This window comes from Microbulbifer flavimaris (assembly GCF_001641755.2).
GTDB lineage: Bacteria > Pseudomonadota > Gammaproteobacteria > Pseudomonadales > Cellvibrionaceae > Microbulbifer > Microbulbifer flavimaris.
Window position 1 is genome coordinate 166,530 of sequence record NZ_LRFG02000001.1, and the last position, 21,709, is coordinate 188,238.

Consider the following 21,709-nt stretch of genomic DNA (forward strand, 5'->3'; position numbering starts at 1 on the left):
GCAATATTGCGCTGACTTGACCGATTTATGTCAGGAACATGAAATCTGGCGGTATTTACTGCGGCAGTCGCACTGCGCGAGTCGCACTGCGGCAGTCGCACTGCGGCAGTCGCACTGTGGGTTATGAGTTGGCCCGGGTTCGTGAGCCCTGCAGAAAGGGATGGGCGGAGGCCCGGCCGGATTACAACAATCAGCGCCCCGGCACCGGACCAGGCTGGATGTCAGTCGATGCCGATCTTGATCAGGCTGGAGCCGGGAAGCTGCTCGACCAGTTCGAAGCCGCACAGTTTTGACGGGGTGAAATAACCGCCCTCGCCCTGATAATCCAGCAGGAACTCCATCACCGCCAGGGAGCCGTGGACGGTCACGTCGTAGCCATTGGCGGTCTGCACCCGCCCGATCTTGCGCTCGCCACGGCGGTCGTTGCGGATTTCTCCCCACACCCAGGTTTTCTGTTCCGAGCGCTTGTCCTCGCTGGGCCCCTTGACGGACTTGTCGACCTTTTCCTTCATCCAGTTCTGGACCCAGGATAGTTTCAGCAACCAGCGGAAAGCGTTGAGGCGCTTCAGTTTCTTTGCCCGGCGGGGGCTCATGGGAATGTAGACTTCGATGTTGGGGATATTGGTGGAGTAATAGGCGGTGGCCACATCCCCCCAGGGGATCGCGACGGCAAATTTCTCGCCGCGCCCGAAATCGATAGTACGGGTCAGTTCCCCGTGGCCAATGATCTCGATGGAGCCATTGCGCCGCACGGCACCGCCGACGCCGAGGCTCTCGATGGAGGTCTTGGCGGTGCCCGGGCTGAGGCCGGAGTCAGAATCAAAGCCGAGGGTGAGGTGCGTGGCGGTGGGGATGGCCCGGTGCAATGCCGCCGCCAGACAATCGGTCGGGATCACGTCAAAGCCGGTGCCCGGGCAGAGAACGATACCGGCGGCCTTGGCCTCTTCGTGCATCGTGTGCGCGCGCTGATACACCTGCATTTCACCGGTGATGTCCTGGTAATGGGTGCCCGCGGCAATACAGGCGCGCATCATCGGCTCGGCGGTGGCGGAGAATGGCCCGGCACAGTGAATCACCACATCCATATCCCGCAGGGTGCGTTCCAGCGTCTCGCTCGCATCCAGGGGCATCGCCATCGCGGGCATGCCCAGTTCCTCTGACAGTGGCTGCAGTTTTTCCGCGCTGCGCCCGGCCAGAATCGGATGGTAACCACGGGCAACGGCCTCCCGGGCAATCAGTTCGCCCGTATAACCGTAGGCGCCGTAAATCATTATCTTTTTATTCTTCACCGGGGGACCCTGTGTGCTGGTTCGGATGGGGGTGGAAAATGGTGACGCAACCTTACTGGCGAGTCAGCGATTTAGTCAAATACCTGTAACAGAACGAAGCGGCCTTCTGTGACGCCGTTATGCTCTACTGTCTCCGTGAACATCGACAGCGGTCGTGCCCAGACACCGTAATCGCCATAGAGAGCCCGATAAACCACCAGCTGCTCTCCGCTCTCCGAATGGCGTGCTACCTCGAGCACTTCGTAGAGCTGACCCTTGTAGTGGCGGTAGATACCCCGTGGGCAGGGGTTGGTATTGGCCATGGGGCGGTCTTCAGGCCAGATGATGGGGGGACAGCTGCATCTGCGTAATGCGCTGGCCGTGCAGGGTTGCTATACCGCTATAACGGCGCTCGCCGGTGGAGGCGAACTCGAACTCGTAGTTGCGCTGCAGGCGAAACTGACCGCGGTTATCCCTGCGCAGGCGCGTGCGCACCAGCACGACGGTGTCATCCAGCAGCTGCACGCCCAGTTGCGCACAGTGTTTGGCGGCCGCCCGTCGCACCAGTTCCTTGGCGGCCATACCGCTCCAGAGATACCAGCCTCCCAGCGCCAGCAGAAAGATCCAGACAAGATCGCTCAGAGAGTAAACCATCGACATTCAGTTGTTCTGTATGATTGAGGGCACGAGAGTAACATGAAGGAGCTGTCATGCCGGGAACCATTCTGATAACCGGGTGCAATCGCGGCCTCGGCCTCGAGCTGACCCGCCAGTTTGCAGCAGATGACTGGAAGGTGGTGGCCACGTGCCGGGATCTGGATCGCGCCGAGGAATTGAAAGCGCTGGAGCGGCAGTACCGCAAGCTGCAGGTCTACACCCTGGATGTGACGGACTACCAGCAGATGGCTCAGCTGGCGGAGCGGTTACAGGGGCAACCCATCGACATACTGCTCAGCAATGCGGGCTACTACGGCCCCAAGGGCACCCTGTTTGGACGCGTTGACCGGGATGAATGGCGCAAGGTGTTGGAGGCCAATACCATCGCCCCCTATATGCTCGCGGAAACCTTCTGTGCCAATGTGGCGGCAAGCGAGCGCAAACTGATCGCAGTAATCAGCAGCAAAGTAGGCAGTATCGCCGACAACAGCTCCGGCGGTGGTTACATCTACCGGACCTCGAAGACGGCGGTCAACCAGGTGGTGAAAAGCCTCTCCGTTGATCTGGCCGAGCGGGGTATCACCGTGGTCGCACTGCATCCGGGCTGGGTGCAGACGGATATGGGCGGCCCCAGGGCGTTGATATCCCCGGAGGAGAGTGTCAGCGGCCTGAAGGAGGTACTGCTCCATGTAACGCCGGAAAAGAGTGGCTCATTTCTCAACTACGATGGCAGTGCCATCCCCTGGTAGGGCTGGGTCAGAGGCGAGGCGTAACAAAGGCAGTGCAACACTGTAATAAATCCCCCCGGAGCAGCGACAGAACGGTATGAGTCGGCAGAAGGTGCTCGACCCGTACAGTTATGGGAATGCGATGCTGTCTGCCGGGCGCTCCGGTGGGGGAGACATGAGGCCATGACGGGGCCAAAACCGGAGGAAATATCAGTGGGCGAGTACTCGGGCGGTAAAGCGGCCCCCGGCCGGAGCGATAGAGGTGGCGAGCCAGCGGTGGATGCCGTGGCCCACCTGCAGGACCCGGTCTACCTCGAGGGGCTGCGAACACAGATGCAGCGATTTGCCGTCATGCAGCTGGGAGATCGGGGCCTGGCTGAAGATGCGGTGCAGGAGGCGCTGCTGGGAGCGCTGAAGAGTGTGCGCAGCTTCAATGGCCGGGCGGCACTGAAGACCTGGATGTTCGCCATTTTGAAAAACAAAATCGCCGATCTGCTACGGGCCCGCGGTCGGCAGGTGGAAGTCCAGAGTTTGCTGCGGACTGATGAGGAACACCGGGATCTGGATGAATTGTTCAATGACCGCGGACACTGGCGTCGGGACGAACGCCCGGCGCACTGGGCGGACCCGGAGTCCGCGATCCACGACCGGCATTTCTGGCAGGTTTTCGAGGCCTGTCTCGACCGGCTGCCCGGTCAGCAGGCGCGACTGTTCATGATGCGGGAGTTCATCGAGCTTGAAACCCCGGAGATCTGTGCAGCCGCCGATGTCACAGTGAGCAACCTCAATGTCACCCTGCACCGTGCGCGCATGCGCTTGCGGGAATGTCTGGAGAACAACTGGTTTCAGGCCGGCGAGGCCGTGGAGGAAGCGTGAGAAATTGTCGTGAAATCACCCAGCTTGTGTCCGAGGCCCAGGAGCGGGAGCTCGGCCTCTCCGAGCGTATGGGGCTGCGTATGCACCTGGCGATGTGCCGGGCTTGCCGCAACTTCTCCCAGCAGATGGAAACACTGCGCAAGATCTGCCGGAGCTATGCCCGCCGGGATGTTGACGGCCGGGATGACGAGAGCCTGGAAAACGACTGACTTTTCGGGATCCCTGTTTCTCGCCTAAGCCGTCTCAGTCATCGCCTGCTGCAGTTCTATCTCGCCACGCACCAGAGCCTCTTTTTTCGCTTTTCCCCACTTTTTGATCCTCGCCTCCGCCACCAGGGCGGAAGACTTGTCGGGCAACCCTTGCTGGAATACCAGGGTCAGGGGGCCTCGACCGCGCAACGCCTTGGCGGCTTTCACTCCGCCTGCGCTGTGCTCCGCAAAACGTCGCTCCACGTCCCGGGTGATACCGGTATACAGCGCACCTCGCGCCGTGCGGACCAGGTAGATGAACCAGTTATTCAAGGGCATTTCCTCCGTTGCCGTATTGTCCGTGAATAACGGCGCATTTGAAAACCGTGCCCGACGCCGTTGCGGGCAAGCGGTAATTTTCGCAGGAGCGGGGGGGGTGAGAGGACAAGTCACTGAAAGAGTGATTGCTGTTCACCCGCGCACGGGGGCGGCGCAAAACGGCTGCAATCCAGTGACTGGCGGCGCCTGTTCAGGTCCAGCTTGCGACAGGCGATTCGAAACCGCTGTTGCAGTAACTGGGCGAAAACTCCGGTGCCGGTCTGTCGCTGGGCAAAATTGCTGTCGTAATCACGCCCACCGCGACTCTGTCGAACCAGGCTCATTACATGTGACAGTCGGTCCGGGTAATGTTCCTGTAACCACTGGCGAAAGAGCGGTGCGACCTCGTGAGGCAGGCGCAGGAGAATATAGGCGGCCTGGTCTGCCCCGGCGTCCCGGGCGGCCGCCAGGATGGCCTCCAGCTCACTGTCATTGATTGCCGGGATCATGGGGGCTGCCATCACTGCCACTGGAATGCCGGCGTCGCTCAGGGCTTCTATGGTATGCAGTCGCGCTGCCGGACCCGCCGTGCGGGGCTCAAGCTGCCGCTTCAGGGCATTGTCGAGGGTGGTGACGCTGATGGCCACCTGGCAGAGGTTGTCCCGTGCCATTTCCGCCAGCAGTGGCAGGTCGTCCAGAATCAGCTGGCTCTTGGTGACAATGGTGACCGGCTGCTGGAAACGGTGCATGACTTCCAGCAGCTGTCGGGTAATCCGCTTTTGCCGCTCCAGTGGCTGGTAGGGATCGGTATTGGAGCCGAGCGCAATCGGTTTGCAGTCGTAGCCGGGCTTGCGCAGCGCCTGTTCCAGCAAAGCCGGGCCGTCGGGTTTGAAAAACAACCGGGTCTCGAAGTCCAGACCCGGGGATAAATCAACGTAGGCGTGAGCTGGTCGCGCGTAGCAATAGATACACCCGTGCTCGCAGCCCCGGTAGGGGTTGATGGATTGGTCAAAGGGGATGTCAGGCGAGCGGTTGCTGGCGATAATGCTCTTGGCCCGTTCCGGCAGTGCTTCTGTCCGCAGCCGCCGCTGCGGTGTTTCCTCCAGCTCCCAGCCATCGCTTTCGCAGGTACTGATGTTGGTGGCAAACCGTCCGGCCAGATTGCTGACAGCGCCGCGGCCCCGGTGCTTTTGAAGGGGGTTGTCGGGGTGGTCGTTGGCCAAGGTCAATTCATTCGATAGCTGTATGAATGTACAGTTTAGGCGCCCCGGCACCATTGGTGCAAGCCCGCTGCCCGACACATACAATAGGGGCTGATCTGACGAGGGAGTGGCGGTATGGACTTGGAGGCGGTGGCGTCGATCCGCGGGTTTGCAATTCAGGTGCTGCAGGTGTTTGGGCTGATATTCGCCTTTGCACTGGTGGTGCTGGTGCTCTATGTGCTCTACATGTACCTGTCGGATGTCAGCCAGACCAAGCAGGCCATCCGGCGCAACTTTCCGGTGCTGGGGCGCTTCCGCTACAAGTTTGAGCATCTGGGAGAGTTTTTCCGCCAGTACTTTTTTGCCCTGGATCGGGAGGAGCTGCCCTTCAACCGGGCCCAGCGCAGCTGGGTCTACCGCGCAGCCAAGAACGTGGACTCTACCTCGGCATTTGGTTCCACCCGCCCGCTGAACCAGCCAGGTGACGTGCTTTTCCTCAACCACCCGTTTCCCACGCTCAAAAAGGACGCCGCCCCGCCACGGGAGGTCACAGTTGGCGAGGGCCACGCCGAGCACCCGTATACCACCAGTGCTATCGTCAATATCTCCGGCATGAGCTTCGGCGCACTGTCGGTGCCGGCGGTGACTGCCCTCTCGCACGGTGCTGCCAGGGCGGGTATCTGGCTCAATACCGGGGAGGGCGGGCTTTCCGACCACCACCTCAGCGGTGGCTGCGATATCGTCTTCCAGATTGGGACCGCCAAGTACGGCGTGCGTGATGCGCAGGGCAACCTCAGCGACGAGAAGCTGCGCCAGGTGGCTGAGAAACGCCAGGTAAGGATGTTCGAGCTGAAATTGTCCCAGGGGGCAAAGCCCGGCAAGGGCGGGATTCTTCCAGGCATCAAGGTGACCCGGGAGATTGCCCGGGTGCGGGGCATTCCGGTGGGGGAGGATTCCATCAGTCCCAACGGCCATCCCGAATTCCACACGGTCGATGGCCTGCTGGACATGGTCCACCATATCCGCACGGTCACCGGCAAGCCCACCGGTTTCAAGTGTGTCATCGGGTCCAGTGACTGGTTGCATGAAATGTGCGAGCGCATCCAGCTGCGGGGGCCCGAGTATGCGCCGGACTTCGTCACCATCGACAGCGCCGACGGTGGAAGTGGCGCCGCGCCCCAGAGCCTGATGGATTACATGGGGCTGCCCATTAACCGCAGCCTGCCGCTGGTGGTGGATCTGCTGGCCCAGTACGGTCTGCGCGAGCGAATCAAGGTCATCGCTTCCGGCAAGTTGCTGACGCCCTCGATGGTGGCCTGGGCACTGGCGATGGGCGCGGATTTCGTCAATTGCGGTCGCGGATTCATGTTTGCACTGGGTTGCATTCAGGCCATGCAGTGCAACAAGAATACCTGCCCCACCGGCGTCACCACCCACAATCCGGACCTGCAGCAGGGCTTGGATCCGGTGAACAAAGCGGAACGTGTCGCCAATTATGCCCGCAACCTGTCCTATGAAGTGGGCACCATTGCACACTCCTGCGGCGTGCGAGAGCCACGGCAGCTTCGGCGCCATCACGTGGAAGTGATCAACGAGCGCGGCCTGGCAACGCCGCTGCCGGAGCTGGTGCCGGAAGTGAAGCCCAAGTCAGTGATTGCCTCGGACAGGGGTGTCGATTGACCCGGTACAAGGAACGGCAAGCCCGGCCAGAATAAGTCGGGCTGGAACTGGTCAGGCAAAGTCAGGCCAAGTAAAAAGGAAGCATGGCAATGGAATCTGCCGATAATGTCATCACCCTGGTGGGGCAGGGGCTGTATATGGCGGTTGCGGCCGTAGTTGGCCTGGCCCTCGCCCGCATCCTGCGCACTGACAATACCCTCGGCTGCCTGATCGCCGGCGTACTCGCGGGTATGCTGCTGCCCGCTATTGATTTTGATACCGGCCTGCGCGCGCACAACATGCAGGCACTGGTCTTTTTCGTCATCCTGCCGGTGCTGATCTTTGAGGCTGCCTGGCAGATCGAGCCTGCGGTATTGAAGCGCTGGCTGGGTCCGGTTCTGCTGTTCTCTACCGTCGGTGTCCTGCTTTCAGCCGTTCTGATCGGGCTTCTGACCTACTACGGCATGGATCATGCGGAAGGGTTTCCGTGGATCGCTGCTTTTCTTACCGGCGTCATCCTTGCGGCAACCGACCCGGTCTCGGTGGTCAACAAACTTCGCACGGGGCATTCCGGCGAGGACCTGATTACGCTGGTGGAGGGGGAAAGTCTCTTCAACGATGCTGCGGCGATCGTTTTATACAGCCTGACACTGGGGGTGGCACTGCACACCGTGATGGAGGGCAGTGTCGGTACTGGCGAGGCGCTGGAAGGGGCGGGCGCGGTAACCGTATATTTCCTTGCGACTTTCTTCGGTGGACTGGCGGTGGGGTTGCTGTGTGGCCTGGTCACGGCCATTGCGGTGCTGTTCCTGCGCTCAGCCGGCGCGTCCCTGGTGGTGCTGTTACTGGCTGCGTTCGGCAGCTTTTATCTGGCAGAGCATGTGGTGCACGTCTCTGGCATCCTCGCCGTGATGACCTGTGGCATCGTTGCCCGCGCCTGCCTGCGGGAGCAGCGGGAGACTTACCTGATCCATGCGGAGCCCACCTGGGAGTGGCTCAACCTCATGTTCAGCGCACTGATTTTTGTGATCATGGGGTTGGTCATTACCTGGGAAATGTTTACCGAGCGCTGGCTGGCCATGATTATTGCCATCGCCGCGGCTGTGGGGGCGAGGGCGCTGACCATTTTCCTGCTGGCGCCGGTGGCGCGCTTTATCGGTCCGCCAATTCCCAAGGAGTGGCGGCTGGTGATGGGCTGGGGTGGATTGCGTGGGGTGGTCGCCGTCGCGCTTGTGCTGTCCCTGCCGGTTGAACTGCCTTATTGGTGGACAGTTCAGGCCATGGTGTTCGGCGTGGTGCTGTTTTCACTGCTGGTGCAGGGCACTACTTGTAAATGGTTGCTCAGCAAACCCCAGGCCACCGCCAGCAGCGAGTCCGCTAGAGACTGAGGGTAATCACCAGTTCGTCCCCCTGCACCTCGACCCGGCGCAGGACCATGCGCGCAGCCCGCTGGCGGATATCGCCAGGTTTCAGTTCGTACAGGGGCTGCAGGGCAAAATATTCCTGCAGGGCTAGTTGCAGAACTGCGCGGACCCGCTCCAGTGTCTTGCCTTCCAGGCTGCCGAGTTCCAGTTGCTCGATCTCCGCTTCCGAAAGATAGAACCTGCCCGAACTGGCGTCGTAGCGTACCAGCCCCGCGACATCCAGCTTACCGCGGTATTCCCGTCTTTTCCCCGTACTGCGCAGTTCCACCAGGATGTCCATACCGGCGCCGATGCGCCCACTCTCCTCACGCAGTTGCACACGCGGATTATCCAGCGTCACATCAAAGACCCTGAGGTAGGTCCGTGTCTGCGGCATGCGCTGTTGCAGCCTCTGTTGCAGCTGTTCCTCGGGAATACGCAGCTGGTGTTCCCTGTTGCTGTAAAACAGGTAGCCGACCACTGCCAGAAGCAGCAGGGCGATACACAAAGTGGCCAGAAATGCTTTCATTGCATCGCTATCCAGTATCCCGGTGAGTTTTCCAGCGTTGCAGTTCCCCTCGCAGCATAGTCATTGTGGACGATTGATGCGCCGGACAGTCAATAATGTGCGCAGCTTCCAATAAAAACCCGCCATCTACGACTTTAGTCTGATTCCCCCGGTCGCCCGCCCATGTCAATTCTGGTGGCGGATGGGGGTCGCTATGCAGTTTCTCCGATGGCCATCCGCAAAAGTAAAATCCGGCAGCCGGGTTCAGGGCTGTGCGGCAAAAAAATAATGAGAGAAAACACAAGGAAGACACCATGTTACACCGTCCTCTGCCGGCGCGCGCAGCCGGTACCGTCGCATTGCTTTTTTCCTGGTTCCTGGCCGCGGGTAGTTACGGCGCCTGTAACGACAACGTCGTATTGGTGCACGGCAATAGCGGCTCGCCCTCCGATTGGGACAATACGGTACAGGAACTCTATTCGCAGGGTTATTCAAGCAGCCAGATTTACCTGCCGAACTGGGGTTCGAAGTCCTGTGCTGCCTGCAACAATCACAATGGCTCTGAGGAGACACCGGTGCGTAATGCCATTGAGAGTGCCATCGCCAGTTCGTGTACCGGCAAAATCGACGTAATTGGCCACTCTATGGGAGTCACTCTGGGCGCCCAGCAGATCATCAAGGCGGGGGTGAAAAACAACGTCGATGCGTTTGTGGGAGTTGCGGGTGCCTACCGCGGACTCTGGACGTGTGGCACATACCCGTTCAATGTCTACAACAGTACCTGCGGTTACTACGGACTGTCGGTTTCCAGCCCGTTCCTGGACTGGCTGTACGGCAAGTCGATAGCTGCCCGTGTCTATTCCATCAAGAGCTGGTCGGACCAGATTGTCTGCGCCACCGGCGTGTGTACGGTGGGTGGTGTGCACTCAAGCCGGATCGCCGGGGAACGTGCGAGCTATACCTATCCGTATGGTCACTTCGGCCTGCAGTCATACACCTATGAGCGCCAGGTGTCCCTGATCCGCTAAACGGCAAACGGCATACGGAAAGGCGCCGGTATCACATGGACCGGCGCCTTTCCGACCGCCTTTGAGGGGTCAAGATCGCGCCGGTGAAACCAGCCCCAGATCCTCGCTTGGCTGGGTTTTCAGGCGCTCTCCCTTGGTGCACTGCTGGATTGTGCCGGCCAGAGCGAGCAGAACCAGGGCGACCAGCACCGGGATTACTATCCGTTTCACCCCTGGCTCCTCAGCGGATCACGCCGCAGGCTACCCGTGCTCCACCACCGCCAAGGGGTTTGGGCTGGTCGGAATAGTTGTCGCCGCCAGCGTGAATCATCAGGGAGCGCCCCTTGAGGTCGGACAGCTTCAGTCGCGGCGCCAGCACCGGGCTGTTGGCATTGCCCTTCATGTCGACGTAGATGGCCGGCAGGTCTCCGAGGTGACCGGTGCCCCAGGGAAAGCTGTGTCGGTTGGTCTTTTTCGGGTCATAGTGACTGCCCGCAGCCAGTGCCGGCACGACCTTGCCGTTTTTTTCCGCGGGCTCGCAGCTGGGATTTTCGTGCACATGAAATCCGTGCAGAGTGCCCCGCTCCGGGAGCCCCTCCAGAATGGGCGTGAAGACGACGCCATGTTTCGATTGGGTGGCCACGACCTTGCCGACACTCTTGCCTACGCCGTCTTTACTGACCGCGTGCATTTCGATCACGACGTCCGCGTGTGCAAACGCGGCCAGGGAAAGCGCCGCAGCGCCCAACAGTACTCGACAGCTCATTCTCATGGTCTGCTCCTCCGTGCCACCTGCCTGCGGGTATGCCGCAACGGCGTCTGGCGCGTAAATTGGTGTGATTAGTCTGTCCCCTGAGTCTAGAAGGTGTTGGGCAAAGTTGCCCGATTCAGGCGGAACTGGCGGTCACTGGACCAGGATGGAGGCGCAGGGTGGGAAAAGTCACCGGTCCGGCCTGTCGGCCGGCACCGGGCGGCAGAGCTTACTGCCAGTTGAGAATGACCTTGCCGGATTCGCCGGAGGCCATGGTATCGAAGCCTGTCTGGAAGTCATCGATACTGAATTGATGGGTGATGATTGGATCCAGGTTAAGGCCGGACTGGATCAGGCTCGCCATCTTGTACCAGGTCTCGAACATTTCGCGACCGTAGATGCCTTTGATGATCAGGCCCTTGAAGATCACCTGGCTCCAGTCGATGGCCATCTCGCCGGCGGGAATGCCCAGCATGGCGATCTTGCCTCCGTGATTCATGGCGGCGAGCATATCGCGGAAAGCCACCGGTACCCCGGACATCTCCAGGCCCACGTCGAAGCCTTCGCTCATGCCCAGTTCGTTCATGACGTCGGTGAGCTTCTCGCGACTGACGTTCACCGCCCGGGTTGCGCCCATTTTTTGAGCCAGCTCCAGCCGGTAATCGTTGATGTCGGTGATGACCACATGGCGGGCACCGACATGGCGAGCCACCGCGGCAGCCATGATGCCAATGGGGCCGGCGCCGGTAATCAGTACATCTTCACCTACCAGGTCGAAGGACAGCGCCGTGTGCACGGCATTGCCGAACGGATCGAAGATCGAGGCCAGTTCGTCGGAAATATTTTCCGGAATCTTGAAGGCGTTCAGGGCGGGTATCACCAGGTACTCGGCGAAGGCACCCTGGCGATCGACGCCGACGCCGTAGGTGTTGCGGCACAGGTGGCGACGGCCCGCGCGGCAGTTGCGGCAGTGTCCACAGGTAATGTGGCCCTCGCCGGAAACCCGGTCGCCGATCTCGAACCCCGCTACTTCCTGGCCCATGCCGACCACTTCACCCACATACTCGTGGCCGACCACCATGGGGACCGGAATGGTCTTCTGGGACCACTCATCCCAGTGAAAGATGTGCATGTCGGTGCCGCAAATCGCGGTCTTGCGGATCTTGATCAGCAGGTCGTTGTGGCCCGGTTCCGGTACTTCCACATCCGTGAGCCAGATGCCCGGCTCGGCCTTCAGTTTTGACAGTGCTTTCATGCGTTATCCCGTTTCTGGCGGTGATGGACCGCCAGCACAAGGCCCGGACACCGCTTGTGACGGAGTCCGGGCCGCGGTGAGTGAATCGGTTAAATGATATTGAGCTCTTTGCCCACTTCCACGAAGGCGTCGATACAGCGGTCCAGCTGTTCGCGGGTGTGAGCGGCAGACATCTGGGTGCGGATACGGGCCTGCCCCTTCGGCACCACCGGGTAGAAGAAGCCCACTACATAGATACCGCGCTCGAGCATCTTGTCGGCCATCTTCTGGGCCAGGGTGGCATCGCCGACCATGACCGGAATGATCGGGTGATCGGCACCGGCGAGGGTGAAGCCGGCCTCGGTCATGCGGCGGCGGAAGTAGGCGGAGTTCTGTTCTAACTGTTCCCGCAATTCGCCGCCTTCCATTAGCATATCCAGCACTTTCAGCGATGCGGTCACGATCGCCGGGGCGACGGAGTTGGAGAACAGGTAGGGGCGCGAGCGCTGGCGCAGCAGGTCGATGATTTCCTTGCGCCCGGAGGTATAGCCGCCGGACGCACCACCGAGGGCCTTGCCCAGGGTGCCGGTGATGATGTCGACACGGTTGATTACATCGCAGTATTCGTGGGTCCCGCGGCCGTGTTCGCCGAGAAAGCCCACCGCGTGGGAGTCGTCCACCATCACCAGGGCATCGTACTTGTCGGCCAGGTCGCAGAGCGCCTTCAGGTCGGCAATGACACCGTCCATGGAGAAAACGCCGTCGGTGGCGATCAGCTTGGTGCGGGCGCCGGCAGCGTCCGCCTCTTTCAGCTTCTCTTCCAGGTCCGCCATATCGTTGTTGGCATAGCGGAAACGCTTGGCCTTGCACAGACGCACGCCATCGATGATCGATGCGTGGTTGAGGGCATCGGAAATGATGGCGTCCTCCGGCCCCAGCAGGGTCTCGAACAGGCCGCCGTTGGCGTCGAAGCACGACGTGTAGAGGATGGTGTCCTCGGTGCGCAGAAATTCCGACAGGCGGGATTCCAGCGCCTTGTGAATATCCTGGGTGCCGCAGATAAAGCGTACTGATGCCATGCCGAAGCCGTACTGCTCGAGCCCTTCCTTCGCCGCGGCGATCAGGTCCGGGTGATTGGCCAGGCCCAGGTAATTGTTGGCGCAGAAGTTCAGCACCGGCAACTCGTTGTTGACCTGGACCTCGGCTGCCTGCTGCGAAGTGATGATGCGCTCGCGCTTGTACAGGCCATCGGCCTCGATCTGCTTCAGCTCATCACGCAGATGCTGGAAGAATTGCTCTGACTTGGACATGGTGTTCTTGTTGGCTCCTCAGATATGCGCTTGTGGCGCCCGGTAGCGGTAGCGCGGATCGCGCGCCACCACGGCCGAATACACAAGGTTAGCGTTTAACCCGCCATCTCACAGGCCTTGTGGGCCGTGACCGGACTGTCACTGGTGCGGCAGGTGGTTGCGAATTCTAACGCTTCCTCGGCAGTCTCGAACAGCAGCTGCCACAGCAGTTGGCGATCGTCCTGGCGCACGGCCCTGACCGCGGTGCGGTTGCGCTGGTTGGCGATCTCTATTTCGATGAATGCTTTGCTGGAATTCAGTGATTCGGACATGGTCCCTCCAAGTTAAAAGCTTTGGAGGGCTGACGTGGAAGCGGCGAAACACGTTTCGCGATTCCGGTTGGATTACCCGAAGTTTTCTGTTGGAAAACCGAGTCCCATCCCCTCTCCCCGTTTATCTGCGGTGAGAGAGCAACCACCTTGCCCCGGTCGGCAGGTTGGCGTTGGCGTCAGCCACTCTCTTGATGTCGGGGGGAAAGATAGCGGGGCGGGAATGGACAGTCAATATGGCTGCCCCCCGGGCGGGGGCAGCGCAGAGGTTTATGCCGGCATCTGCACGGATTTCAGTTCGATAAACTCGTCGAGGCCGGCTTCGCCGAACTCGCGGCCGTTGCCGGACCGCTTGAAACCGCCGAAGGGTGCATCGTAGTTGAACTCACCGCCGTTGACGAAGCACAGGCCCGCCTCCAGGCGACGCACTACCGGCAGCGCGCTCTCGGCATCCCTGGCCCACACGCCGCTGGAAAGGCCGTACTCACTGTCATTGGCAATGGCGATGGCCTCGTCCAGGTCCTTGTAGGGGATCAGGCAGGTCACCGGGCCAAAGATTTCCTCGCGGGCGATGGTCATGTCATTGGTGACATCGGCAAACACGGTGGGTTTTACGTAGAAGCCCTTCGGGAAGTCCGCGGGGGCTTCGGAACCGCCCGCCACAAGGCGCGCGCCCTCATCGATGCCCTTGTCGATATAGCTGCGCACGATATCTCGCTGGCGCGCGGAAGAGAGCGGGCCCATAAAGGCGTCTCCGCCCTTGCCGAGTTTGACCTCTTCCGCCACTCGCTTGGCAATCTCCACCGCTTCTTCGTAGCGATCCGCCGGCACCAGCATCCGTGTCAGGGCGGTACAGGTCTGCCCGGTGTTGATAAACACATCCTCACAACCCCAGCGCACTGCGGCCTCGAGATCCGCATCGGGAGTGACGATAAAGGGCGACTTGCCACCCAGTTCCTGGCATACACGCTTGACCGTTGGCGCGGCCGCGCGGGCCACTTCCACCCCGGCGCGGGTGGAGCCGGTGAAGGAAACCATGTCGATGTCCGGGTGAGCGGACAGGGCGGCGCCGACGATGGGCCCGGCACCCGGTACCAAGTTGAAAACCCCTGCCGGCAGGCCGACGGAATCGATGATTTCCGCCATCACGTAGTCCTGCAGTGGCGTCATCTCGGACGGCTTGGCGATCATGGTGCAACCGGCGGCAATGGCCGGGGCCACCTTGCCCACGAACTGGTGCAGCGGGTAGTTCCACGGGGTGATAAAACCGCACACACCCACGGGTTCGCGCATGATCAGGGAGTGCCCGGCCTTTTCGGTTTTTTCCATCAGCTGCGCGCGCTCTGCGTAGTAGCGGACGGAGTAAATCGGACCATCCACATGCAGCCACTCGGTGATGTGTGGCGGGCAACCCAGAGCCACGGAAACCGCCTCAATCAGCTCTTCCTTGCGGGCCTCCATGCCATCGGCAATGGCATTCAGGAAAGCGGCGCGCTCTGCAGCGGTGGTGGTGCGCCAGGACTTGAAGGCATCGCGGGCTGCCCTGACGGCTTCGTCGACATCCTCGGCAGTGCCCTGGATAACGTCACAGATCTTCTCTTCGGTCGCCGGGCAAATCACCGCGTGCAGGTCGCCGCCGCTGGAGTCCTGCCACTGGCCATTGATATACAACTTGTTGGTATGCAGTTTGCTCAAATCAGTCATAACACCATTCCGTCTGCGGCCACTCAGGGCGCGGTGATTTCAATAAAGGTCGGTGTGTTGCGGCGCAGGGCTTCGGCGATTGCCGGCCCCAGTTGCTCCGGCTGGTCGATCAGGCAGCCCTCGGCGCCAAAGGATTTTGCCAGCGCCACGAAGTCAGGCGTGCGCAGGTTGACGCCCTCCTGGGGCACTTCGGCATCATCCATGAAATCGCGGATCTCGCCATAGCCGGAGTTGTTCCACACCAGGATCGGCAGCGGCAGTTTCTGTTCCACTGCCACGGCCAGTTCCCCGAGAGTAAACATCAGACCGCCATCGCCGATCAATGCCACCACATCCCGCTCCGTGGACAGGCGCGCGCCGATCGCTGCCGGCAGGGCAAAACCCAGGGTGCCGTAGCCGGTGGTGCAGGTCACATGGCTGCGGGCCTGGTACAGCGGCAGTGCGTGGTTGGTGTTGTAGGCCAGCTGGGTGGAGTCGGTGACCAGGATGCCGTCCTCCGGCAGGGCGTCGCGCAGTGCCTGGACCCAGGCAAAGCGCTCTTCGGAACCGGGCCACCACTCTTTGCGGCAGGCCTTCAGGATCGCCGCCAACTCTTCAGCCACCGCATTCTGCCGCTCGCTATCACCCTCGGGCAGGGCGCGGTTCAGCTGGGCCAGGGTCTCGCCCGCATCCGCGCAGATAGCCAGGTCCGGGTTGCCGTTGCAGACCAGTTGCCCCGGGTCGATATCGACACGGATCAGCTTGCCCTTGAAGGCATAGTTCTCGCGCACCAGGTTGCGGTCGGTTTCCGCCAGTTCGGTGGCCACGGCCAGTACGACATCGGCATTCTCCACCCGCTCGCGCACTACATCGAAGCTCAGGTTGGCGCCGCCGCAGAGGGGGTGGCGCTCGTCGACGATGCCCTTGGCGGCGAGGGATTCGAACACCGGCGCCGCCAGTTTTTCCGCCAGCGCAGTGGCGTCGGCACCGCAAGCCTGGGCGCCACCGCCCAACAGGATCACCGGACGCTTGGCGTTTTGCAGCCACTCCACAGCGGTGTCTACGGCTGTGATGCCGGCAGCGGGCAGGGCGGGGGCCGGCGCTGCGCGATAGTCGTCGATGGCGCCGGGCATGGGCGCCGGGAACAGGTCAATGGGGATTTCGATATGCACCGGTCCGGGGCGACTGGAAGAGAGCAGCTGGAAGGCGCGGTTGATCACTTCCGGCAGCTGCTCCGCCTGGGTCAGCGTGTGCTGCCACAGGCAGTAGCCGCGGCTGACATCGCTCTGGCGCGGCAACTCGTGCAGGCGTCCCCGGCCCATACCCAGGTCCTCGCGGCGATTGACCGCAGAAATCACCAGCATGGGGATGGAATCGGAATAGGCCTGGGCCATGGCGGTGGCCGCATTGGTCAGGCCCGGGCCTGTGATCAGAAAGCAGACACCCACCTTGCCACTGGCGCGTGCGTAGCCATCTGCCATAAACGCGGCGCCCTGCTCGTGGCGGGGCGTCACATGCTGGAGATCACTGCCGGGGAGGCCGCGATACAGTTCAATGGTGTGGACGCCGGGGATACCGAAGACCTTTTCAACCTGGTATTCGCGCAGCAGGCGCATCAACACCTGGGCACAAGTGGGTGCGGAAGACATAACTGCTCTTATTCCCTGTTTGTTGCTTGTTCAGGAGCGCCGAGCCTAGCCGTCCCGCAGGAAGCGCGCAAGCGCCCGCAGACTCTGCATTTGCGGCGGGAAATTCACCGGAAAATATCGAATCCCCCGGTGCATGGACAGAAAACTTGGGGCGGCAAGCCGGCTGGGAAAATATCCCGGAGGCAGTACACTTACGGCAAACTCAGAGAGGATGGAGTTATATGGAAATCGATCAGTGGCGCCGTGAGTACCTGCGCGGTGGCCTCAACCGCGGGGACCTGAAGGACGATCCCATTGAGCAGTTCGAGCAGTGGCTGCAGGAGGTGGTGGAAACAGACCTCTCCGACCCCAGCTGCATGAGCCTGGCTACCGTCGACAGCGAGGGCCAGCCTTCCCAGCGCATCGTATTGCTCAAGGGCTATGACCAGCGCGGCTTTGCCTTCTATACCAACCTGAAAAGCCACAAGGCGCGGGAGATCGAGCAAAACCAGAGGGTTTCCCTGTTGTTCCCCTGGCAGTCCGTCGAGCGCCAGGTCATTGTCTACGGTCACGCCGAGGGGATGACCCGGGGAGAAGCGGAGGCCTATTTCCGCACCCGCCCGCGGGAGAGCCAGCTGGCGGCCTGGGCTTCGCATCAGAGTGACGCCATCGAGTCCCGCGAGAAGCTTGAAGCACTCTTTGAGGAGATGAAAAACCGCTTCGGTGAAGGGGAGATCCCGCTGCCGGAATTCTGGGGCGGTTACCGGGTAGTGCACCATGCGGTTGAGTTCTGGCAGGGGCGGGCGAGCCGACTGCACGATCGCTTTATCTACCGGCGGCAGGATGACGGCAGCTGGCAGGTGGCGCGACTGTCGCCGTGACCCGTATCGACGCAAACGCGCTCAGTCTCGACTGGGCGCGGCGCGGTTTCTCCTGTGATCTTTGGACCGATCCCCCGGGCCAGTGCTGGGAGGGATTCGTGCACGACGTGGATGAGCTGTTCATGCCCGCAGAGGGCACACTGGAAATCGAAATCGATGGCGCACTCAGCCGGCCGGGTATCGGCGAGGAGTTATTGATTCCCGCCGGCGCCAGCCATTCAGTGCGCAACATCGGCGCCACCACCGCCCGCTGGTATTACGGTTACCGCTCCTCCTGAGCGGTTTTCCTCTGCTGATCGGGTAATTCCCTGTTTTTTGCCTCTATACAGTCGAGTTCTTCGGCTGCCTTCTGATGTTGCCCCGTCGACTGCCCCGGAAGCGGTCGTGCACCAGGGTTGTGCGCAAGGGTAGGTAAGTCAGTCGTGGCAGGCGGCAAATCCGGTAGGAGGGATTTGCCGTAGAAAAAACTGCACGAATCGAGCTTATTTTCCGACGAATTATCTTCCGCTGGTCACGTGGTGGGGGTAATCTTGAAAGGGTCGACAGAAAGTCGATGGTTTTCAGCGCGGTCACTGGTCGGAGCCCCGACAAAAACAATAAACGGGGCAATGCAGTACCGATCGCGGTGAGTCCGTTGCTGCCAATAAAAATTTTTAGATGGCAATGGAGAGAGAACTATGGGACGTCAATTCAACAGCGGCAGCGCTTCCGTGATGTTGTCCACCTGTTCGGTGGCGGCACTCTGGCTGGCAAGCGGCATTGGCGCGGCTCACGCAGCCGAGGGTGCCGTGGGCACCATTATGGAAGAGGTAGAGGTCACCGCCCGCAAGCGCGCCGAAGCAGAGCGTCTGCAGGAAGTGCCTGTTGCGGCCAGCGCATTCTCCGGTGACCAGCTTGAGGCGCTGCAGACCAAGGACCTGCAGAGCCTGTCCTTCAAGATGCCGAACGTACAGCTCGACGATATCGGTACGGTAAAAAACACCGCCAACTTCACGGTCCGCGGCCTCGGCGTGAACAGCTCCATTCCCTCCATCGATCCCACCGTCGGTGTGTTTGTGGACGGTATGTACATGGGCATCAACGCCGGTGTGGTAACCGACCTGTTCGACCTGGAGGGCATCGAGATCCTGCGCGGTCCCCAGGGATTGTTGTTCGGTCGCAATGTGACCGGTGGTGCGGTGGTGATCAGAACCGCGCGTCCGACCGAGGAATTCTCCAGCAAGTTCAAGGTGTCGACCACCGACAACCTGGACTCCATCGCAGCAGCCAGTATCAATGGCGCCATTACCGATACCGTCAATGGTCGTCTCACCGCGTACTACAACAACGACCAGGGCTGGTTTGAAAACGTCTACACGGGTAACGATGAGGCTGGTGCTTCCGATACCTGGTTTATCCGCCCGAGTTTCAGTGTTGAACTGAGTGAGTCCGCCGAGCTGCTGGTGCGTATGGAGCACGGCCGCATGGATTCTGACGGGGTGGTGGCGCAGAACCGCGGTGCTCTGGCGGTGAATTTCCCGGCCTACCCTCTGTTTGGTGTCGATGTCTCCGGCTGGGATAACAGTGATGATTCCTTCGAGGTAGCCCAGAACGAGGAGGGCTTCCAGGAAGACGAGTGGTCCCAGGTGATCACCGAGTTCAACCAGGACGTGGCTTTCGGCAACGGTACCATTACCAATATTCTCGCCTGGCGTGAGTACGATGCGGTTGGCCTGGGTGATATCGACTCCCTGCCGATTACCGCCTTCCACGCCAATACAAAGGTGGAGCAGAGCCAGCTTTCCAACGAGCTGCGCTATGCCGGCCGCTTTGGCGCTACGGCACTCACGACCGGCGTCTACTGGTTCGATCAGGACCTGGTGTATCTCGAAAACCGGATTCTGCCGCTCTCGGCTCCCGGCGGGCTTAACTGGACCGGTGGCGGTAACCAGGATCACGAAGCGATGGGTGTCTTCGCCCAGGCGGATATCGACCTGAATGAATCCTGGATCCTGACGCTCGGTGGCCGCTACTCCATCGAGGAAAAAGATGCCCAGATCGCCACGATCCCGGTGAACCTGTGTACGCTGGATGGCTGTGCCGCCTATGACTTCGAGGACAGCGAATCCTGGAATGCGTTTACACCCAAGGTCGGCCTGCAGTGGAACCTGGCGGACAACGCGCAGATCTATTCGTTCTGGACCAAGGGTTTCCGCAGCGGCGGCTACAACATGCGGAATACGGGGCCGGGTGAATTGCCGGGACCGACCGATCAGGAAGAGCAGACCAGCTTCGAGATTGGCGGCAAGGCGGAGTGGCTTGACGGCCGCCTGCGCACCAACTTTGCCCTGTTCCACAACACCATCGAAGACATGCAGCGTGAGGAGAACCTGAGCAACCCGATCGTGGGTGTTGTGCAGATTATCCGCAACACTGCCGACGCCACGATCCGCGGTGCGGAGTTCGAGGCCATGGCCGTGGCCAGTGACAACCTGCTGTTTACCTTGAACGCCGGTTACGTCGATGGTGATTACGACCAAGTCCTCGGTGATATCAGTGGTGACGGTCTCGTCAATGACGTGGATCTCGGGCTGGATATTCCGCGCCTCGCGCCCTGGACTTACGGCGTCGGTCTTGTCCACGACCTTTCGCTTGGCTCTGCCGGCACCGTGACGTCGCGGATCAACTTCAACCATCGCGATGCATCGCCGTACACGGATAACAACCGCGGGCTGCTCTCCGCAGCGGATATGCTGGACTTCAGCATCGGCTATACCCCCGATGCCGGCAATTACCAGCTGGCATTCTTCGGTCGCAACATGCTGGATGAGGTCACCGAGGGCAACAATACACAGTTGCCGGTCAACCTCGGTGGTCCCGGCGCGAGTTTCACGCCGCTCAACAAGGGCAGGGTAATGGGTGTCGAGTTGACCTACGACCTGTAATCCCCCCTAAAATGAAAGCCCGGCATTGCCGGGCTTTTTTTATTTGTGAGCCCAGCTCAAACAACTTTCGGAATCTCTATGCGCTATATCGATCTGCCGCAATACGGTGAAGCGGATGTCATGCGGGTTGCTGAAATGGATGCGCCGCAGCCCGGTGACGGGGAAGTGTTGATTCGGGTGGGGGCCGCCGGTGTCAACCGGCCCGATATTGTCCAGCGTCAGGGGCTTTATCCACCGCCCCCGGGCGCCTCCCCGATCCTGGGGCTGGAGGTGGCCGGCGAGGTTGCCGCACTGGGAGACGGTGTCGAGCGCTGGCGGGTTGGCGACATGGTTTGCGCGCTGACCAATGGCGGTGGCTATGCGGAATACGTGGCGGTGCCAGCCAGCCAGTGTCTTCCCGTTCCGGATGGCCTCAGTATGGCGGAAGCCGCAGCATTGCCCGAGACGCTGTTTACCGTCTGGAGTAATGTCTTTGACCGCGCTCAGTTGCGGGCCGGGGAGGTACTGCTTGTCCATGGTGGCTCTTCCGGTATCGGTACCACCGCAATCCAGCTGGCCAGCAACCTGGGAGCCCGGGTTTTCGCCACGGCGGGGTCCGACGAGAAATGCACAGCCTGCGAGGCCCTCGGGGCTGAGAGAGCGATCAACTACCGTAAGCAGGATTTTGTCGATGTCATAGCAGAAGCCACGGACGGCCATGGAGCCGATGTGATCCTCGATATGGTCGGCGGCGACTACGTCGAGCGCAACATCCGCGTTGCGGCCAAAGACGGCCGCATTGTGAATATTGCTTTTTTACAGGGCGCGAAAGTTCAGGTGAATATGCTGCCCGTCATGGTGAAGCGCCTGACTCTGACGGGTTCCACCCTGCGCCCCCAGCCGCCTGAGGTGAAAGCGGCGATTGCCAGGGCCCTTGAGGAGACTGTCTGGCCGCTGATTGAAGCGGGCAAGCTGCGCCCCCAGATTGCGGCAACTTTTTCCATTGAGGATGTGCCAGCGGCGCACAGACTGATGGAGTCCAGCAATCATATCGGCAAGATTGTCCTGACACTGTAAAAGTGCCCGCCGGCGCTGTCTGTGCAATATCCCCCGTTGCCACGTTGGTGTAGGCCACGTACAGCTTGCTGATTTTGCGCACATAGGCGACGGGTTCGGAACCCCGTGCGTAACCGTAGC

At 60.9% G+C, this 21,709-nt stretch carries 23 protein-coding genes; 10 read left to right on the forward strand and 13 right to left on the reverse strand.

Features of this window, described 5'->3' with window-relative positions; translation table 11 throughout:
• Positions 1-221: 221 nt before the first annotated feature.
• The 3 genes from AWR36_RS00750 to AWR36_RS00760 form a co-directional block, all read right to left on the reverse strand.
• Positions 222-1,289 (reverse strand): saccharopine dehydrogenase family protein, encoded by a 1,068-nt coding sequence (locus tag AWR36_RS00750; protein WP_082679312.1) that lies wholly within the window; start codon positions 1,287-1,289, stop codon positions 222-224.
• A gap of 71 nt (positions 1,290-1,360) precedes the next feature.
• The gene (locus tag AWR36_RS00755; RefSeq protein WP_067079746.1) at positions 1,361-1,591 is read right to left on the reverse strand and encodes a DUF1653 domain-containing protein; all 231 of its coding nucleotides are present in this window, start codon (positions 1,589-1,591) and stop codon (positions 1,361-1,363) included.
• A gap of 10 nt (positions 1,592-1,601) precedes the next feature.
• Positions 1,602-1,928 (reverse strand): DUF3301 domain-containing protein, encoded by a 327-nt coding sequence (locus tag AWR36_RS00760; RefSeq protein ID WP_231745203.1) that lies wholly within the window; start codon positions 1,926-1,928, stop codon positions 1,602-1,604.
• A gap of 50 nt (positions 1,929-1,978) precedes the next feature.
• Here AWR36_RS00760 and AWR36_RS00765 point away from each other — a divergent pair, with 50 nt between their 5' ends.
• From AWR36_RS00765 to AWR36_RS00775, 3 genes are all read left to right on the forward strand, one after another.
• Positions 1,979-2,674 carry an SDR family oxidoreductase gene (locus AWR36_RS00765; protein ID WP_067079749.1) on the forward strand — a complete coding sequence of 232 codons (696 nt, stop codon included), beginning with the start codon at positions 1,979-1,981 and terminating at the stop codon, positions 2,672-2,674.
• A gap of 162 nt (positions 2,675-2,836) precedes the next feature.
• On the forward strand, positions 2,837-3,529 hold the full coding sequence (locus AWR36_RS00770; RefSeq protein WP_082679313.1) for an RNA polymerase factor sigma-70: 693 nt from the start codon (positions 2,837-2,839) through the stop codon (positions 3,527-3,529).
• Positions 3,526-3,738: a zf-HC2 domain-containing protein gene (locus AWR36_RS00775; protein WP_067079750.1), complete on the forward strand. Its 213-nt coding sequence runs from the start codon at positions 3,526-3,528 to the stop codon at positions 3,736-3,738. The genes AWR36_RS00770 and AWR36_RS00775 overlap by 4 nt, the downstream gene beginning before the upstream one ends.
• 24 nt (positions 3,739-3,762) lie before the next feature.
• On the opposite strand, the gene AWR36_RS00780 is transcribed toward AWR36_RS00775, so the two are convergent.
• On the reverse strand, positions 3,763-4,050 hold the full coding sequence (locus tag AWR36_RS00780; RefSeq protein ID WP_082679314.1) for a GIY-YIG nuclease family protein: 288 nt from the start codon (positions 4,048-4,050) through the stop codon (positions 3,763-3,765).
• A 116-nt stretch (positions 4,051-4,166) separates the two neighbouring features.
• Positions 4,167-5,258: a PA0069 family radical SAM protein gene (locus AWR36_RS00785; RefSeq protein ID WP_067079754.1), complete on the reverse strand. Its 1,092-nt coding sequence runs from the start codon at positions 5,256-5,258 to the stop codon at positions 4,167-4,169.
• Between the two features lie 114 nt (positions 5,259-5,372).
• On the opposite strand from AWR36_RS00785, the gene AWR36_RS00790 reads away from it, so the two are divergent.
• The gene (locus tag AWR36_RS00790; RefSeq protein WP_067104394.1) at positions 5,373-6,917 is read left to right on the forward strand and encodes an FMN-binding glutamate synthase family protein; all 1,545 of its coding nucleotides are present in this window, start codon (positions 5,373-5,375) and stop codon (positions 6,915-6,917) included.
• 89 nt (positions 6,918-7,006) lie between these two features.
• Positions 7,007-8,284 (forward strand): cation:proton antiporter, encoded by a 1,278-nt coding sequence (locus AWR36_RS00795; protein WP_067079756.1) that lies wholly within the window; start codon positions 7,007-7,009, stop codon positions 8,282-8,284.
• On the opposite strand, the gene AWR36_RS00800 is transcribed toward AWR36_RS00795, so the two are convergent.
• Complete coding sequence (locus tag AWR36_RS00800) at positions 8,274-8,828, reverse strand: DUF1439 domain-containing protein (protein WP_067079758.1); 555 nt, start codon at positions 8,826-8,828, stop codon at positions 8,274-8,276. The two genes, AWR36_RS00795 and AWR36_RS00800, sit on opposite strands and share 11 nt — an antisense overlap.
• A 293-nt stretch (positions 8,829-9,121) precedes the next feature.
• Here AWR36_RS00800 and AWR36_RS00805 point away from each other — a divergent pair, with 293 nt between their 5' ends.
• Positions 9,122-9,835, forward strand: a complete 714-nt coding sequence (locus tag AWR36_RS00805) for an alpha/beta fold hydrolase (protein WP_067079760.1) — start codon at positions 9,122-9,124, stop codon at positions 9,833-9,835.
• Positions 9,836-9,904: 69 nt separating this feature from the next.
• Here the strand turns inward: AWR36_RS00805 and AWR36_RS16175 are convergent, their stop codons facing one another.
• From AWR36_RS16175 to AWR36_RS00835, 7 genes are all read right to left on the reverse strand, one after another.
• Complete coding sequence (locus AWR36_RS16175) at positions 9,905-10,045, reverse strand: hypothetical protein (RefSeq protein ID WP_156417392.1); 141 nt, start codon at positions 10,043-10,045, stop codon at positions 9,905-9,907.
• 10 nt (positions 10,046-10,055) lie between these two features.
• A complete protein-coding gene (gene sodC / locus AWR36_RS00810; protein WP_067079762.1) occupies positions 10,056-10,586 on the reverse strand; it encodes a superoxide dismutase family protein in 531 nt (176 codons plus the stop codon).
• A 208-nt stretch (positions 10,587-10,794) separates the two neighbouring features.
• Positions 10,795-11,820, reverse strand: a complete 1,026-nt coding sequence (gene tdh / locus AWR36_RS00815) for an L-threonine 3-dehydrogenase (RefSeq protein ID WP_067079764.1) — start codon at positions 11,818-11,820, stop codon at positions 10,795-10,797.
• Between the two features lie 89 nt (positions 11,821-11,909).
• On the reverse strand, positions 11,910-13,109 hold the full coding sequence (locus AWR36_RS00820; RefSeq protein WP_067079766.1) for a glycine C-acetyltransferase: 1,200 nt from the start codon (positions 13,107-13,109) through the stop codon (positions 11,910-11,912).
• Positions 13,110-13,204: 95 nt separating this feature from the next.
• A complete protein-coding gene (locus AWR36_RS00825; protein ID WP_067079768.1) occupies positions 13,205-13,420 on the reverse strand; it encodes a hypothetical protein in 216 nt (71 codons plus the stop codon).
• A gap of 267 nt (positions 13,421-13,687) precedes the next feature.
• Positions 13,688-15,121 (reverse strand): aldehyde dehydrogenase family protein, encoded by a 1,434-nt coding sequence (locus tag AWR36_RS00830; protein ID WP_067079770.1) that lies wholly within the window; start codon positions 15,119-15,121, stop codon positions 13,688-13,690.
• A gap of 23 nt (positions 15,122-15,144) precedes the next feature.
• Entirely contained in the window at positions 15,145-16,749 is a 1,605-nt protein-coding gene (locus AWR36_RS00835; RefSeq protein WP_067079772.1) for a 5-guanidino-2-oxopentanoate decarboxylase, read from the reverse strand.
• 221 nt (positions 16,750-16,970) lie between these two features.
• Here AWR36_RS00835 and pdxH point away from each other — a divergent pair, with 221 nt between their 5' ends.
• The 4 genes from pdxH to AWR36_RS16325 all read left to right on the forward strand — a co-directional run bounded on the left by pdxH (position 16,971) and on the right by AWR36_RS16325 (position 21,589).
• Positions 16,971-17,609, forward strand: a complete 639-nt coding sequence (gene pdxH, locus AWR36_RS00840) for a pyridoxamine 5'-phosphate oxidase (RefSeq protein ID WP_067079774.1) — start codon at positions 16,971-16,973, stop codon at positions 17,607-17,609.
• Positions 17,606-17,887 (forward strand): cupin domain-containing protein, encoded by a 282-nt coding sequence (locus AWR36_RS00845; protein ID WP_197409206.1) that lies wholly within the window; start codon positions 17,606-17,608, stop codon positions 17,885-17,887. The genes pdxH and AWR36_RS00845 overlap by 4 nt, the downstream gene beginning before the upstream one ends.
• Positions 17,888-18,286: 399 nt before the next feature.
• Positions 18,287-20,533: a TonB-dependent receptor gene (locus AWR36_RS00850; RefSeq protein WP_067079776.1), complete on the forward strand. Its 2,247-nt coding sequence runs from the start codon at positions 18,287-18,289 to the stop codon at positions 20,531-20,533.
• A 78-nt stretch (positions 20,534-20,611) separates the two neighbouring features.
• A complete protein-coding gene (locus AWR36_RS16325; RefSeq protein WP_082679316.1) occupies positions 20,612-21,589 on the forward strand; it encodes an NAD(P)H-quinone oxidoreductase in 978 nt (325 codons plus the stop codon).
• Positions 21,590-21,709: the final 120 nt, after the last annotated feature.

What these genes read in the sequence shown, in the direction of transcription:
- AWR36_RS00795 (WP_067079756.1), top strand. Translation starts at nt 7,007, where the DNA reads ATGGAATCTGCCGATAATGTCATCACCCTGGTGGGGCAGGGGCTGTAT.
- AWR36_RS00800 (WP_067079758.1), bottom strand. Translation starts at nt 8,828, where the DNA reads ATGAAAGCATTTCTGGCCACTTTGTGTATCGCCCTGCTGCTTCTGGCA.
- tdh (WP_067079764.1), bottom strand. Translation starts at nt 11,820, where the DNA reads ATGAAAGCACTGTCAAAACTGAAGGCCGAGCCGGGCATCTGGCTCACG.
- AWR36_RS00830 (WP_067079770.1), bottom strand. Translation starts at nt 15,121, where the DNA reads ATGACTGATTTGAGCAAACTGCATACCAACAAGTTGTATATCAATGGC.
- AWR36_RS00850 (WP_067079776.1), top strand. Translation starts at nt 18,287, where the DNA reads ATGGGACGTCAATTCAACAGCGGCAGCGCTTCCGTGATGTTGTCCACC.
- AWR36_RS00765 (WP_067079749.1), top strand. Translation starts at nt 1,979, where the DNA reads ATGCCGGGAACCATTCTGATAACCGGGTGCAATCGCGGCCTCGGCCTC.
- pdxH (WP_067079774.1), top strand. Translation starts at nt 16,971, where the DNA reads ATGGAAATCGATCAGTGGCGCCGTGAGTACCTGCGCGGTGGCCTCAAC.
- AWR36_RS16325 (WP_082679316.1), top strand. Translation starts at nt 20,612, where the DNA reads ATGCGCTATATCGATCTGCCGCAATACGGTGAAGCGGATGTCATGCGG.
- AWR36_RS00755 (WP_067079746.1), bottom strand. Translation starts at nt 1,591, where the DNA reads ATGGCCAATACCAACCCCTGCCCACGGGGTATCTACCGCCACTACAAG.
- sodC (WP_067079762.1), bottom strand. Translation starts at nt 10,586, where the DNA reads ATGAGAATGAGCTGTCGAGTACTGTTGGGCGCTGCGGCGCTTTCCCTG.
- AWR36_RS00770 (WP_082679313.1), top strand. Translation starts at nt 2,837, where the DNA reads ATGACGGGGCCAAAACCGGAGGAAATATCAGTGGGCGAGTACTCGGGC.
- AWR36_RS00805 (WP_067079760.1), top strand. Translation starts at nt 9,122, where the DNA reads ATGTTACACCGTCCTCTGCCGGCGCGCGCAGCCGGTACCGTCGCATTG.
- AWR36_RS00825 (WP_067079768.1), bottom strand. Translation starts at nt 13,420, where the DNA reads ATGTCCGAATCACTGAATTCCAGCAAAGCATTCATCGAAATAGAGATC.
- AWR36_RS00760 (WP_231745203.1), bottom strand. Translation starts at nt 1,928, where the DNA reads ATGTCGATGGTTTACTCTCTGAGCGATCTTGTCTGGATCTTTCTGCTG.
- AWR36_RS00820 (WP_067079766.1), bottom strand. Translation starts at nt 13,109, where the DNA reads ATGTCCAAGTCAGAGCAATTCTTCCAGCATCTGCGTGATGAGCTGAAG.
- AWR36_RS00790 (WP_067104394.1), top strand. Translation starts at nt 5,373, where the DNA reads ATGGACTTGGAGGCGGTGGCGTCGATCCGCGGGTTTGCAATTCAGGTG.
- AWR36_RS00835 (WP_067079772.1), bottom strand. Translation starts at nt 16,749, where the DNA reads ATGTCTTCCGCACCCACTTGTGCCCAGGTGTTGATGCGCCTGCTGCGC.